This window comes from Yoonia ponticola (genome assembly GCF_014199395.1).
Lineage (GTDB): Bacteria > Pseudomonadota > Alphaproteobacteria > Rhodobacterales > Rhodobacteraceae > Yoonia > Yoonia ponticola.
This window is the reverse complement of the sequence record NZ_JACIJM010000003.1, coordinates 440,926-454,794: the sequence shown is the minus strand read 5'-3', so window position 1 is coordinate 454,794 and position 13,869 is coordinate 440,926. Positions and strand designations below refer to the sequence as shown.

The window sequence follows — 13,869 nt, the reverse complement described above, 5'->3', positions numbered from 1 at the left end:
TGGGTGATGGTAGTGGCAACCAGCCCGACACCGATGGTGGTATCAGGCTGGAAGAGCGTTGTTTAGAAGATCGACTTGAAGTCTTCGATGTTGCTGGCGTCATAGACAAACGGATCAGCCATCGCGCCTTCGTTGCTGTCGTCTAGCGTCAGCGTGCCCATACGGCCCATCGGAATTTCAGCGCCTGGGACAGCTTCGATGTCGTTCTGGCTCAACTCGTAAGCCAGCATTGTGGCAGAGTAACCCAGATCGATCGGGTTCCAGATCGCAAAGGATTGCGACGCACCGGACTCAATAGCACCCGCCATTTCGGATGGCAGGCCAAGACCTGTCACGTTGACTTCGCCAACTTTACCAGCATCCACAACAGCCTGTGCTGCAGCCACGATACCAACGGATGTTGGCGCGATGATCGCATCAAGATCAGGGTAGGACTGCATCAGGCCGGTGGCCTCGCGGTAGGATTTATCGGCCAGATCGTCGCCGTAAACAGTCGCTACAACGTTCACGCCAGGATAGTCGCCCATGACCTTGTTCATTTCTTCCATCCAGATGTTCTGGTTGGTCGATGTGGTTGTTGCCGACAGCAATGCAACGTCGCCGCCATCAGGCAAATGGTCTGCTGCAAGCTTGATAATCATGTTGCCGATCAACGGGTTAGACGACGGGTTCAGGTGCAGTTGACGGCCCTCGGGTGCAACACCGGAATCCCAGCTAATCACTGTGATGCCGCGCTGCATGGCGCGTTGCAACGCAGGCACCAGCGCGTCTGTGTCGTTGGCAGAGATCGCAATCGCATCGACCTGTTGGGCGATCAAGGCGTTGATGACTTCTATCTGACCTTCAGCGGTGGTGTCGGTTGGACCCGTGTAGATGATTTCGACGTTGCCCAGTTCCGCGGCAGCCTCTTCTGCGCCTTGTGCTGCGGCTTCAAAGAACCCGATGCCGAGCGCCTTGACCACAACTGCGATCCGCACGTCATCTTGCGCCATTGCTGGCGTGCCCAGCATCGCGCCGGCCAGAGCAACAGATGTTGCCAATTTCTTCAGTACACTCATGGTTTCCTCCCTGGAGTGGTTGCAATCAGGCTGGCGACGAAGCCACCCCGTCTTTCTGCGCAGCACCCGTGGGCACGACGATCAGTGAAATATCAGCCGATTCCAGCATAGCCGCGGTGCGGTCATCAATGCGGTCGTCGGTGATAATTGTGTCAATTCTTTCAAGCGGGCAAAGCACCAAACTAGAGCGGTTCTCGAACTTGGAGCTGTCCACGAGAACGATCAATTCTTCGGCTTGGCCGATCAGCTTTTGTTCGGCTTGGATCAAGAGCGGGTCTTGTTCCATCAAGCCCAGCGGCCCGATGCCTTGCGCGCCCATGAACATGCGCTTGGCGTAGAAATTGCGGGTCACGTCATTGTCGAAGGGCGACAGGATAATGTTTTGTTCACGGTAGATAATGCCACCCGATAACATCACGGTATTGCTCGTATTCTTGAGCAAATGTTCCGCGATTGGGAACGAGTTGGTAAATACCTGCATCCGTCGCGATGCCAGCGGATGCACCATCTGGAACGTCGTGGTGCCGCCGTTAATAATGATCGGCTCGCCGTCGTCACACAGTTCGACTGCAGCAGCGGCAATGGCCTGCTTTTCCGCGATATTCATGGTTTCGTTAACTGAGAACGGACGTCCGGCGAGACCGACAAACGGCTTGGTTGTGATCGCTTCGGCACCGCCACGCACGCGGCGCAGACGCTTGTGTTTATCCAGCGTACCGATGTCGCGGCGAATGGTGGCTTCGGACGCGCCAGTCAACGCACATAGGTCAATCACAGTGACCAAAGACCGATCCTGAACGGCAGATAGGATAACGCGATGGCGGTCTTTTTCATGCATGATTGGCCCTTTCGATTTGGTCAAATTGAGACGAGTCGCGGTAATGTGTCAATCATTTTTTTGCAATTTCAATCATGCTGCAGTGCAGAATGATTGTTTGTGATTGAAAGTGATTGACTTGGGGTGGTCGTCTCGACAGTTTGTCGGCAACACTGTCGATCAACCTGCCGTCCATGGAGACAAAAGATGACCCTTTCTGAAAACAGCCAACGTCTTGAAAACAAATGGGATGAATCTGTCGCGAGCAAAATGAGCGAGCCAGAGAAACTGCTGTATCGCTCGAACTTGCTCGGCTCGGACAAGAGAATCACGAACTATGGCGGTGGCAACACTTCGGCAAAGGTGACGCAAAAAGATCCGCTGACGGGCGACATGGTCGAGGTGCTGTGGGTCAAAGGGTCCGGCGGTGATGTTGGGTCGATCAAGATGGACGGGTTTTCGACGCTCTATATGGACAAACTGAACGCGCTACGCGGTATCTATCGCGGGGTTGAGTTCGAGGACGAAATGGTCGCCTACCTGCCGCATTGCACGTTCAACCTGAACCCACGTGCCGCGTCCATCGACACGCCGCTTCATGCTTATGTGCCGCAAAAACACGTGGATCACATGCATCCTGATGCGATCATCGCGATTGCAGCGGCAAAAGACAGCAAGGCGCTGACGCAACAGATTTTCGGCGAAGACATCGGCTGGTTGCCATGGAAAAAGCCGGGTTATGAATTGGGCCTTTGGTTGTCTGATTTCTGCGCCAAGAACCCCGATGCAAAAGGCGTTGTGCTGGAAAGCCACGGTTTGTTCACGTGGGCTGATGACGCAAAAGAGTGCTACGAGCTGACCGTTGAAATTATCCAAACCGCAATGGATTGGTTCGCAAAAGAAACCGCGGGCAAGGACGCATTTAGCGGGGCGGTTCACACAAGCTTGCCCGCAGATGAACGCCGCAACGCTGCCGCCCGTTTGATGCCCGCCATTCGCGGCATGGTCTCGGGTCAGCAGCACATGGTCGGTCATTTCACCGACAGCGACGCCGTGCTTGAGTTCGTAAACGCCAAAGATATGGAACGTCTCGCCGCGCTTGGCACATCCTGCCCCGACCATTTCTTGCGCACGAAAATCTGCCCGTTGGTCGTGAACTTCGATCCGGCAAAACCGGACGTTGATGCGACGCTCGCCGGTTTGGCTGACGCCGTGGCGGCGTACCGTGTGGGATATCAGGCCTATTATGATCGCTGCAAAAGAGAAGACAGCCCCGCAATTCGCGACCCAAATGCGGTGGTTTACCTGATCCCCGGCGTGGGCATGATCACCTTTGCCAAAGACAAAGCGACAGCGCGGATTTCCGGCGAATTCTACGTGAACGCGATCAACGTGATGCGCGGCGCGGATGCCGTGTCGGAATACCAAGGCTTGCCCGAACAAGAAGCCTTCGACATCGAATATTGGTTACTTGAAGAGGCGAAATTGCAGCGGATGCCGGCCCCGAAATCCATGGCGGGCCGTGTGGCCTTGGTGACGGGCGGCGCTGGCGGCATCGGTGCGGCGACGGCAGAGCGGTACTTGCGCGAAGGTGCTTGTGTGATGTTGGCCGATATCGACGACGCGGCCTTGGCCGAAACCCAAGCAGGATTAAGCGCGCGTTATTCCGCAGACGTCGTGCGTACTGTGAACATGAATGTGACCAACGAGGACGCAGTGGCCGCTGCGTATAGTGACATCGCGGCGGAATTTGGCGGCGTAGACATCTTGGTTAGCAATGCTGGCATTGCGAGTTCCGCGCCAATCGAAGAGACAACATTAGAGCTGTGGAACAAAAACATGGCGATCCTGTCCACTGGCTATTTCCTCGTTAGCCGCGAAGCGTTCAAATTGTTCAAAGTCCAAGACATGGGCGGCGCAGTCGTCTTCGTCGCATCGAAAAACGGCCTTGCTGCGTCACCAAACGCATCCGCCTATTGCACAGCAAAAGCGTCCGAAATCCACCTCGCGCGTTGCTTGGCTCTCGAAGGCGCACCAATGGGCGTGCGCGTCAACGTGGTTAATCCCGATGCGGTCCTGAAGGGCAGCAAAATCTGGCAAGGCGAATGGCTTGACCAGCGGGCAGGGACCTACGGCACCGACAAAGAAGGGCTCGAAGCGATGTACCGCGACCGCTCTTTGCTGAAACGTTCCGTATTACCTGAAGATATTGCCGAAGCCGCGTATTTCTTGGCGTCAGACCAATCCGCGAAATCAACTGGCAACATCATCAACGTGGACGCGGGCAACGTCCAAGCGTTCACACGGTAAGGGGCAGATCATGATTAATGCAGACGTAATTGCCAAGTCGAACGACACGGCGTCGGAAAAACTAAACGCAGATTACACCGCTTTGGGCGAACACCTAGATCGGCGCGGTATCGACATTGCTGCAATCAAATCCAAGGTTGCAAGCTACGGCGTCGCGGTCCCCAGCTGGGGTGTCGGGACTGGCGGCACGCGCTTTGCTCGGTTTCCAGCCGCTGGCGAACCACGGGACATTTTTGACAAACTCAGCGACTGTGGTTTGATCCACCAACTGACCCGTGCGACGCCGTCGGTCTCGCTTCATATTCCATGGGACGCACAGCCGGCCGCTGACCTGAATAGCAAAGCCGAAGAAGTCGGCTTGTCGTTCGATGCGATGAATTCAAACACGTTCCAAGATCAGCCCGATCAGGCGCATAGTTACAAGTTCGGGTCGCTGGCGCACACGGACGCAGCGACGCGCCAACAGGCTGTGGATCACAACATTGCGTGCATTGAATTGGGTGCGCAGTTGGGGTCAAAGGCGCTAACAATTTGGGTTGGTGATGGGTCCAACTTTCCGGGTCAAACCAACTTTACCCGCCAGTTCGAGCGCTACTTGGATGCTGCAAAACAGGTCTATAACGCGTTGCCCGACGACTGGACGCTGTTGACAGAACACAAGATGTACGAGCCCGCATTTTACTCAACTGTCGTGCAGGATTGGGGTACGAACCTGTTGATCGCACAGCAAATGGGCGACAAAGCCAAGTGTCTTGTCGATCTTGGCCACCATGCGCCAAACGTGAATATCGAGATGATCGTGGCGCGTCTGACGCAGTTCGGGAAACTGGGTGGTTTCCACTTTAACGACAGCAAATACGGCGATGATGACCTAGACACGGGTAGTATCGATCCTTATCGTTTATTCCTTGTTTTCAATGAATTAGTTGATGCGGAAACGAACCCGGACTTCAACCCGACGCATATGCTGGACCAGAGCCACAACGTCACTGATCCTATCGAAAGCCTGATGGTTTCCGCAACCGAAGTGCAACGCGCCTACGCGCAGGCGTTACTGGTAGACCGGACTGCCTTGGCTGGATTTCAGGACGAAAACGACGCGCTGATGGCGACCACGACGCTAAAACATGGTTTCCGAACCGATGTAGAACCGATTTTGGCGATGGCACGGTTGGAAAACGGCGGGGCAATCGACCCGGTCGCGGCCTACCGTGCATCGGGCTACCGCGCGCGCGTGGGTTCAGAACGCCCAGCAGTCAGCGGGGCAGGTGGCGGCATCGTTTAAAATCAACGGTGGCTTTTTGGTAACGAAAAGCCACCGATCTCTGCGAGCAACGCCGCGACTTCGGGGCCGCCTTGGTTCAGGCGCAGCGACGTGAAAACAAACGGCTTTTCGCCGCGCATTCTGCGGGCATCGCGATCCATGACGTCCAGCGATGCGCCGACATGTGGCGCGAGATCGGTTTTGTTAATCACCAAAATATCGGATTTTGTGATCGCGGGGCCGCCTTTGCGCGGGATTTCTTCGCCAGCCGCGACATCGATCACGTAGACCGTCACATCGGCCAATTCGGGGCTGAATGTCGCAGACAGATTGTCGCCACCGCTCTCAATCAGCACGATATCAAGGTCATCGTGCCGTTTGCGCATCTCCGCAATAGCAGCCAGATTGATCGACGCATCTTCGCGAATGGCGGTGTGCGGACAGCCGCCCGTTTCCACACCAATCACCCGATCTTGGGGCAGAATTTGCATCCGCATCAGGGCCTCTGCGTCTTCTTGGGTGTAGATGTCATTCGTGATCACACCGATGGACAATTGCGGGTGCAACAGCTTTGCAAGCGTTGCGGTCAGCGTGGTTTTACCAGCGCCAACAGGGCCGCCGATACCGATGCGAAGTGGACCGTTCGAGGACATGACATTTCCTAACTAAGTGCGAAAAACACGCGAATATTGGGTTTCATGGCGCATTGAGACAATATCGGACATAAAGGCGCTGCTGTGCAGATAGTCTAACGTTGCACCGATCAGGTCGGATGCGACCGTCTGACAAAGTGGTTTCAGCGCGGTTTGTACACGCTGCCCATCGGTCTGCCCAAGCGGCACAAGGCGCATCGCGGCGGCGGATAAATTGGCGACGATAGATTGCAAATACATCGCTGTGGTTAATTCCAAATCCAACGACATCGCACGTGCGGTGCTGCCAACGGCGACGGGGTAGGTGAGGTGGGCGAGGGGGATGTCCCAGACCGCTGTAATCGTGTCGCAAAACGCAGCCCCTTGCAGATCGGCTTCCATTAACCGTTCGCTGGATGCGGCAAAGGCACGGGCGGTCGCGTCGATCATCGCCAAGTCGTCCGCGTCGGCGGTGTAGGCTACGTTCAGCAAGACCGCATCCGCGCGGGCGCTGCCATGGGTCAGCAGGGCGGTTAACCAATTTTCCAAATCGGCAGCGGTGCAGATCATTCCGTCCGCAATCGCGGTCTCTAACCCGTTCGAATAGGCAAAGGCGCCGACCGGAAATGACGGCGACAACAGTTGCGCCAAGGTCAGAAAATCAGTGGTCATGCGCCGTGTGCCCGTGGTCGTGGCTATGGGTGCGCCCGTGGCCATATGCGCCGCCTTCGGGGGTAAAAGGTTCCGAGATTTCGGTGACAGTTGCGCCCAGATGTTCAAGCATGTGACCGATAACTTTGTCGCGCTGAATAAGCAGTCGGGTAGCTTCGATCTGGCACGGCGTGTGGCGATTTCCAACATGCCACGCGAGACGCACAAGGTCTTTACCGGAGATCGCAAGCAGTGGTTCTTCGGCGGCGATCACCTCGATCAAGCGACCATCGTCAAGCAGTAAAGCGTCGTTATGATCCAGCGACGTGGTGTGCGCAAGATCAACCAACACGGTCTCATCGTGGACGGTTTTAATGACTTTGCGGCGAAGAAAACGTTCGTCATACGTCAGAACGCACAGCTCAAAGCTGCCGGTCCATGCGCCGGATTTAAGGACTTCGGTGCAGGTATAATCAGCCATCAGAACAAGAAATATCGCTGGGCCATCGGCAATACGCTGGCGGGTTCACAGGTCAAAAGCACACCGTCGGCGCGAACTTCGTAGGTTTCAGGGTTAACCTCGATTTTGGGTAGGGCGTTGTTCAGGATCAGGTCCTTTTTGCCGATGTTGCGGGTGTTTTGTACTGCAACTGTCTGCTTGGCGAGGCCCAGTTTTTCGCCGATATTATCGGCCTGTGCCGCCGCCGACACAAAGGTCACGGCAGAATGTTCGACCGACCGGCCATACGCCCCGAACATAGGCCGTGAATAGACGGGCTGGGGTGTTGGGATCGACGCATTCGGGTCGCCCATTTGCGCGGATACAATCGTGCCCGACATCAATACCATTTCCGGTTTCACGCCAAAGAACGCCGGATCCCACATCACCAGATCGGCGCGTTTGCCTTCAGCGATGCTGCCGATTTCTTGGCTCAGGCCATGGGCAATTGCAGGGTTGATCGTGTATTTCGCGATGTAGCGCCGCACGCGGTAATTGTCGTTGTCGCCGGTTTCCTCAGCCAGGGCACCGCGTTGTTTCTTCATCTTATCAGCGGTTTGCCATGTGCGAATTATAACTTCACCGACGCGGCCCATCGCCTGACTGTCCGAGGCGATGATCGAAAACGCGCCCATGTCGTGCAGGATATCCTCAGCCGCGATGGTCTCGCGTCTGATCCTACTTTCGGCAAATGCCACGTCTTCTGGGATCGATTTATCTAGGTGGTGACAGACCATGAGCATGTCCAAATGCTCTTCCAATGTGTTGACCGTGTAGGGCCGCGTCGGGTTGGTCGAGGCGGGCAAAACGTTGGGGTCCCCGCAGATTTTGATGATGTCAGGGGCATGGCCGCCGCCTGCGCCCTCGGTGTGAAACGCGTGGATTGTGCGGCCTTTGAGAGCGGCCACAGTGTCCTCGACAAAGCCGGATTCGTTCAGCGTATCGGTGTGGATCATCACCTGCACGTCCATGTCGTCCGCGACGGACAGACAGCAGTCGATTGCAGCGGGTGTCGTGCCCCAATCTTCATGAAGTTTAAGGGAACAGGCCCCCGCGTTAACCATCTCGACCAGTGCAGCAGGCTGGCTTGCGTTACCTTTCCCCGCAAACGCGAGGTTCATCGGAAAGGCATCAGCGGCCTGCATCATCCGGCCAATATGCCAAGGGCCGGGGGTGCAGGTGGTCGCAAGTGTGCCGTGGGCGGGACCAGTGCCGCCGCCGAGCATCGTCGTGAGGCCGGAGTGCAACGCGTCCTCGATTTGTTGCGGACAGATAAAGTGGATATGGCTGTCAAAACCACCCGCCGTCAGAATGCGCCCTTCGCCAGCAATCGCTTCGGTGCCGGGGCCGACGATAATGTCCACACCGGGTTGCGTGTCAGGATTGCCCGCTTTGCCGATCTTGTGGATGCGCCCGTTTTTCAGGCCGACATCCGCCTTGTAAATCCCTGAATGGTCCACAATCAGCGCGTTGGTGATCACCGTATCAACGGCCCCGTTTGCGCGGGTCACTTGGCTTTGGCCCATGCCGTCGCGGATCACTTTGCCGCCGCCGAATTTCACCTCTTCACCGTATAGCGGCGCATTACCGCCAGCCAGTTCTGCGGTTAAATCGCGTTCGACCTCGATAATCAGATCGGTGTCGGCCAGCCGCATCCGATCACCCGTTGTTGGCCCGAACATGGCCGCGTAATCGGACCGAGAAATGTGGCTAGGCATGGTCTACCCTTTCTTAAGGCCGCGTTTGCCAAGGCGTTTGGCATTCGCACGGGTTTTGTTGCGGATCGGCTTGATCGCGGCAGCAGCGATTTCATCGAACGAGCCGCCATTCATCGCAACGCGGGTCGCGTCGGACTGCGCTTTGGCGATGGCGTGGACCTTTTCAGAGATCATGCGCCCGTCCTCGGATGGTGTAACGGACCATATGCCCATCATGCCGAGCGTCCGCATGGCGATCACGGAATTTGCTTCGGCCATCATGAACCCGACCTGAAACGCATTGCCGATGTAGCTCATCGGATCAGGATATTTGTAGGTTTTGCCCATGTTACAGGTCCCCCATAACGCGCTGGTTAAAGCCGAAAATGCGCCGTGCGCCAGATATGGCGACAAGGTTAACGTCGCGCCGCTGGCCCGGTTCGAACCGCACGGCTGTACCTGCGGCGATGTTCAGGCGCATGCCGCGCGCTGTTTCGCGGTCGAAATCCAGCGCCGCATTTGCTTCGGCAAAATGGTAGTGGCTGCCGACTTGGATAGGGCGGTCGCCAGTGTTGGCGACCATCATTGTTGTCTCTTCGGCGCCAGCATTTAGCGGTAAGGTGCCGTCAGCCACGAATAATTCTCCGGGGATCATGTTGTTCTCCTAGCGGATGGGGTTGTGGACGGTGACGAGTTTGGTGCCGTCGGGAAAGGTCGCTTCGACTTGAACGTCGTGGATCATCTCGGCGATGCCGTCCATGCACTGCTCGCGTGTGATCACATGAGCGCCTGCCTGCATCATGTCCGCTACCGATCGTCCATCGCGTGCCCCTTCGACAACTGCGTCGGTGATTAACGCAATCGCTTCGGGATAGTTCAACTTGACGCCACGAGACAGACGCTTGCGGGCCACTTCAGCGGCCATCGCCACAAGCAATTTGTCTTTTTCACGAGGTGTGAGTTTCATCGGCTAAAGCCTCCAATTCTTAGGCACGGCGTTATCAGTGAGTAACGTCATGATGGGGAGCAATATCTTGCGCAATTCATAGCTATCAGGCGCGAGGATACGGGCAACAAGTGTGGTGTCATTCAGCAGACTAGCGCCTGCGGTGACTGGGAGAAGGTCGCGCAATCCACTTAAAGATCGTGCTGCATCCTTTTGATGAAAAACAACATTTGCCATTGCGCGTGCGCCATTTGCGATTGCTTCGGATTGCAGCGTCGCGGCCATATCGCCTGATAGATGAACGCCGTCTAAATAGATCGGCAGCCCGTCGCGCGTGATCCGCACACGGTCGTGAAACAGCCCGTTGTGAATGGTTTCGCCCGACGCCTCGCGGCCGAAAACCAGTGGTTCAACCATCAAGAAAGTCGCGGTTTCGGACAGGTCGACGTCAAGCCTGCGATGCAGTTGCGCGCCGTCAAACAGGATCGTTTCCTGCGGTAACCAATTGCACCGTGCGTTAGCTGCGACGCTGATTTTGGTATGCAATCGACCAGGTGTGTGATCCATCGCTTTGTAGATCCGCTCGGCAGCTTGGGTCGTGAATGATAGCTCAGCATTTTCAAATGCTTGCGCTGTGATGTTAAAGTGATCGCCGCCCGCAATACCACCCGCAGTATTCAAAATCACAGCCTCGACGCTTTGGTTCGGGGTGCGCGGGAATATCACACGCAACGACCCTTCTTCGCGTAAATCAACCAATCTGGTCTGCGCGTTCGCATCGCACTTTACAGACAGATCAAGCTGACCGCGTGCACGTTGTAGCGATGTGGATTGAGGCAGGAGAACACGCTGGTTCATATCGAATGGGATTCTCTTTTGGGTGATATTTTCATCGTTTGGTTCGGACCGACTAGCAAGTAACGACGGGCGGAACCCTGCATCGCTGCGCCGTTGACGGCCGGTTGCATGATTGTTGGGCGTATTTGGTGATTATTTGGGCGGTCGGCGAAGCATGCGACCGCGACGATTTGCCGAGCCTCACAGCAATCGAGTGGTTCCTGCGCTTCATTGGTTCTAAGGTGGCAACTGAATGCGGGGACGCGCGATTTGTGTCGCAAATCGCTAATGGAGCAGCCAATATGACACCACCTATCGCGCCGCTTCCGGTTGGCCCGTTCCGCTTTATCGCGCTGGATGTTGAGACTGCGAGCAGGGATAGCGCGAGCATTTGTCAGATCGGGATTGCCTGCGTGCGAGCGTCCGGCCAGATCGACAGTTGGACCAGTTATGTGAACCCTGAACAACGCTTTGACAGCTTTAATATAGAGCTGCACGGCATTGGTCCTGACACAGTAAAAGACGCGCCGACATTCGGACAACTTTGGCCGATCCTTCACATCAGCTTGTACCCGTATCATCTTGTTCAGCATAGTAATTTTGACAAATCAGCGATTGCTGCAGCATGTCGCGCTTATCAACTTCCGACACCTGAGCTAAGCTGGAGCGATAGCGTGAAAATCGCTCGTGCAGCATGGCCTGAATTCAAGGGAAATGGTGGTCATGGATTGGGTCATTTGAAGACTGCACTTGGCCTGTCATTTCAGCACCATGACGCCGGCGAAGACGCGCGTGCCGCCGCCCAAGTTGTCCTGCTGGCAGAAAAACAATCAGGACAATATTTTGCGCAGCTCGCCCAGACCGCCCAAAAAGCGCAGATGTCATGGTTAACGCAGCCCGTCGCGCCGCAGCCGGATGACGACGTCATCGACCTGTCATAATCTGACAGGTGGGACTGGCCAGTTCCAAACGGCTTTGCTACTAACTGGCATACTAGTGTGATAGCCTATCGGGCGGAGTCGTCCGGAAAGAAGGTCCCTTTGCAGAAAACGACGGCACTCAAAGAAACCCCAACCTCTGGGGATCTTTTTGCGATGGCTTGGCCGTTGGGCCTGAAGGCGATGATGCTGCATGGCATCGTGGTGATTGATGCATTTTTGGTGTCGCCACTGGGCGAAAACGCATTGGCCGCGATGGGGCTTGCGGGGGCGATTGCGGGCCTGTTGATGGGCGTGATTTTCGCGTTTTCCAACGCCACCCAGATCAGAATTGCCCAAGCATTCGGGGCTGCGGGGCCTGTCACGCTCAAGACCAGTTTTTACTGTGGGTTGTTCATTAACGTCGGGATGAGCCTTCTCGGGTTGATCGCCGTGATCATCTGGGGCGATGACCTGATCGCGCGCTTCGCCCATACGGACCTGATCGCAGAGCAGGCGATTTCATACCTGAACATCTTCCTATTTGTCGTGCTGTTCGAGGCCGTTGGTCAATGTCTCGCCAGTCATTTCAATGGCTGCGGCAAGACCAAAGTGCCGTTCCTCAGCTACTTGATCGCCGTGCCTGTCAATATCGCGTTAAGTTACGTGCTAATCCACGGCATGTACGGCTTTCCCGAATTGGGCGTAGCGGGGGCCGCGTGGGGCAGTGCGGTGTCGTCGCTGGCACGGGTCGCCTATATGGCCTACCGCGCATACCGCGACGATTACGACGTCTTTACCGCATCTGGCTGGTCGCGCGACAATTTCTGGACCGCGTTGCGCAGGCATTGGGTGTTTGCGTTGCCGATCGCTGGCACGTTCATCAGCATGACAATCGGCACGCAGGTCTGCACGTTGATCTATGCGAAAATGTCGGTGAACGAATTTGCCGCCATGACGCTGATATTGCCATGGGTGCAGACGGCAGGGACGTTTGGCATGGCCTGGGCGCAAGCGACGGGGATCACGGCTGCGCAATTGTTGGGGCGTCAGTTGGATGCGGCCAGCCTGGACGTTTTTTTGCGGCGGGCATGGCGCGGGACATTTGTCGCGGCGGGCTTGGTGTCGCTGACCTATTTGATCGTCATCTTGTGTTCCGGCTGGATTTACAGCGACCTACAGGCCGAGACGACAGCCGCATTGTGGATGTTCCTGCCAGTGCTGTTGGTGCTACCATTTCCCAAAGGGTCGAACGCGATCTGCGGCCAGACCTTACGGGCGGCGGGCGACACGTTGTATGTGATGAACGTTTTTGTGGCCGGACAATGGGCCTGCAAGGTGCCGCTGACGCTATTGTTCGTGGTTTATCTCGACCTGTCCGTGGGTTGGGTTTTCTCGCTCGTCTTAGTCGAAGAACTGTTCAAATTCCCGTCGTTCCACTTGCGTATCTTCAAAGGCGGTTGGAAATCCGCCCAAGTCATCGACAGCTAACTGCTTGATCCTATGGATCAAAGTAGTCGGCGTTGGCTTCCGAGATGGCTTCGATTGTCGCATCAAGACGTGACAGGTGCAGCATACCTGCGGCGACAGCGCCTTCGGCATCGTGATTGCAGACGCAGTCTTTGATCGCTTTGTGATCTTCCAAGAGCATCGACATCCGGTCCTCTTTGGACAGGCTCAACATGCACAAACGGTCGACGTTTGCTTTTTCTTGTTTGATGATCTCGAAGGCAAAATCGACCTTGCCGATTTCACAAAGCGTTTGGTGAAACTGATAGTCCAAATCGCCGAATTTGTCGTATTGGCGGGCCTCGGTGACGGCGGTCTGCAGCAGCAGATTTGCCTCTAGCTGGGCGGCACCAATGGCGTCACATTCGGCAGCGGCACGGCGCAGCACTTCGGATTCGACGGCGGCGCGGACAAAGCGGGACTTGGTGATCTCGCGGGACGAGAAACGTTTGACCTCGGTGGCACGTTGAGGGCGGATCAAAAGCAGGTCCAGATTTTCCAAACGACTGAATGCGTCGCGGACCGGTTGGCGTGACACACCAAATCGGGCGGCGATATCGGCTTCGGAAATTTTATCGCCGGGCAGCAGATTGAGAGACGAAATCTCGTCGTAGAGATGGTCAAAAACGACATCGACGCTCGTGCGGCGGTCTTTACTCTGGGTTATGTTTGTCATTTTTGGTCTCCGAATTTGGGCATTCTTTAAACGGTCTTGGTCGAAATGACCAGTTA

General features: G+C 56.0%; 15 protein-coding genes. 4 read left to right on the top strand and 11 right to left on the bottom strand.

Annotated elements, in window-relative coordinates; translation table 11 throughout:
* Positions 1-62: 62 nt before the first annotated feature.
* Both rhaS and FHS72_RS07260 read right to left on the bottom strand, forming a co-directional pair.
* A complete protein-coding gene (rhaS, locus tag FHS72_RS07265) occupies positions 63-1,058 on the bottom strand; it encodes a rhamnose ABC transporter substrate-binding protein (RefSeq protein ID WP_183527563.1) in 996 nt (331 codons plus the stop codon).
* A 25-nt stretch (positions 1,059-1,083) separates the two neighbouring features.
* Positions 1,084-1,896: a DeoR/GlpR family DNA-binding transcription regulator gene (locus tag FHS72_RS07260; protein ID WP_183527561.1), complete on the bottom strand. Its 813-nt coding sequence runs from the start codon at positions 1,894-1,896 to the stop codon at positions 1,084-1,086.
* A 186-nt stretch (positions 1,897-2,082) separates the two neighbouring features.
* Between FHS72_RS07260 and FHS72_RS07255 the strand changes: the two genes are divergently transcribed.
* Both FHS72_RS07255 and rhaI read left to right on the top strand, forming a co-directional pair.
* The gene (locus tag FHS72_RS07255) at positions 2,083-4,185 is read left to right on the top strand and encodes a bifunctional rhamnulose-1-phosphate aldolase/short-chain dehydrogenase (RefSeq protein WP_183527560.1); all 2,103 of its coding nucleotides are present in this window, start codon (positions 2,083-2,085) and stop codon (positions 4,183-4,185) included.
* Between the two features lie 10 nt (positions 4,186-4,195).
* On the top strand, positions 4,196-5,470 hold the full coding sequence (gene rhaI / locus FHS72_RS07250; protein WP_183527559.1) for an L-rhamnose catabolism isomerase: 1,275 nt from the start codon (positions 4,196-4,198) through the stop codon (positions 5,468-5,470).
* Positions 5,471-5,472: 2 nt separating this feature from the next.
* Here rhaI and ureG read toward each other — a convergent pair whose 3' ends face one another.
* From ureG to FHS72_RS07210, 8 genes are read right to left on the bottom strand one after another with little or no spacing between them, the layout of a single operon-like run.
* Positions 5,473-6,102, bottom strand: coding sequence for an urease accessory protein UreG (gene ureG, locus FHS72_RS07245; protein WP_183527558.1), 630 nt, complete (start codon positions 6,100-6,102; stop codon positions 5,473-5,475).
* A gap of 12 nt (positions 6,103-6,114) precedes the next feature.
* A complete protein-coding gene (locus FHS72_RS07240) occupies positions 6,115-6,753 on the bottom strand; it encodes an urease accessory protein UreF (protein ID WP_183527557.1) in 639 nt (212 codons plus the stop codon).
* The gene (locus tag FHS72_RS07235; protein ID WP_183527556.1) at positions 6,743-7,213 is read right to left on the bottom strand and encodes an urease accessory protein UreE; all 471 of its coding nucleotides are present in this window, start codon (positions 7,211-7,213) and stop codon (positions 6,743-6,745) included. Before FHS72_RS07235 ends, FHS72_RS07240 begins: the two co-directional genes overlap by 11 nt.
* A complete protein-coding gene (ureC, locus tag FHS72_RS07230; protein ID WP_183527555.1) occupies positions 7,213-8,949 on the bottom strand; it encodes an urease subunit alpha in 1,737 nt (578 codons plus the stop codon). The genes FHS72_RS07235 and ureC overlap by 1 nt, the downstream gene beginning before the upstream one ends.
* A 3-nt stretch (positions 8,950-8,952) precedes the next feature.
* Entirely contained in the window at positions 8,953-9,276 is a 324-nt protein-coding gene (locus FHS72_RS07225) for an antifreeze protein (RefSeq protein ID WP_246414542.1), read from the bottom strand.
* 1 nt (position 9,277) lies between these two features.
* The gene (locus FHS72_RS07220) at positions 9,278-9,583 is read right to left on the bottom strand and encodes an urease subunit beta (protein WP_183527554.1); all 306 of its coding nucleotides are present in this window, start codon (positions 9,581-9,583) and stop codon (positions 9,278-9,280) included.
* 9 nt (positions 9,584-9,592) lie between these two features.
* Positions 9,593-9,895 carry an urease subunit gamma gene (locus FHS72_RS07215; protein ID WP_183527552.1) on the bottom strand — a complete coding sequence of 101 codons (303 nt, stop codon included), beginning with the start codon at positions 9,893-9,895 and terminating at the stop codon, positions 9,593-9,595.
* A 3-nt stretch (positions 9,896-9,898) separates the two neighbouring features.
* Positions 9,899-10,732 carry an urease accessory protein UreD gene (locus tag FHS72_RS07210; protein ID WP_183527550.1) on the bottom strand — a complete coding sequence of 278 codons (834 nt, stop codon included), beginning with the start codon at positions 10,730-10,732 and terminating at the stop codon, positions 9,899-9,901.
* A gap of 281 nt (positions 10,733-11,013) precedes the next feature.
* Between FHS72_RS07210 and FHS72_RS07205 the strand changes: the two genes are divergently transcribed.
* Both FHS72_RS07205 and FHS72_RS07200 read left to right on the top strand, forming a co-directional pair.
* Positions 11,014-11,652, top strand: a complete 639-nt coding sequence (locus FHS72_RS07205) for a 3'-5' exonuclease (RefSeq protein WP_183527548.1) — start codon at positions 11,014-11,016, stop codon at positions 11,650-11,652.
* A 153-nt stretch (positions 11,653-11,805) separates the two neighbouring features.
* The gene (locus FHS72_RS07200) at positions 11,806-13,119 is read left to right on the top strand and encodes an MATE family efflux transporter (RefSeq protein WP_183527545.1); all 1,314 of its coding nucleotides are present in this window, start codon (positions 11,806-11,808) and stop codon (positions 13,117-13,119) included.
* A 10-nt stretch (positions 13,120-13,129) separates the two neighbouring features.
* Here the strand turns inward: FHS72_RS07200 and FHS72_RS07195 are convergent, their stop codons facing one another.
* On the bottom strand, positions 13,130-13,813 hold the full coding sequence (locus FHS72_RS07195; protein ID WP_183527543.1) for a GntR family transcriptional regulator: 684 nt from the start codon (positions 13,811-13,813) through the stop codon (positions 13,130-13,132).
* Positions 13,814-13,869: the final 56 nt, after the last annotated feature.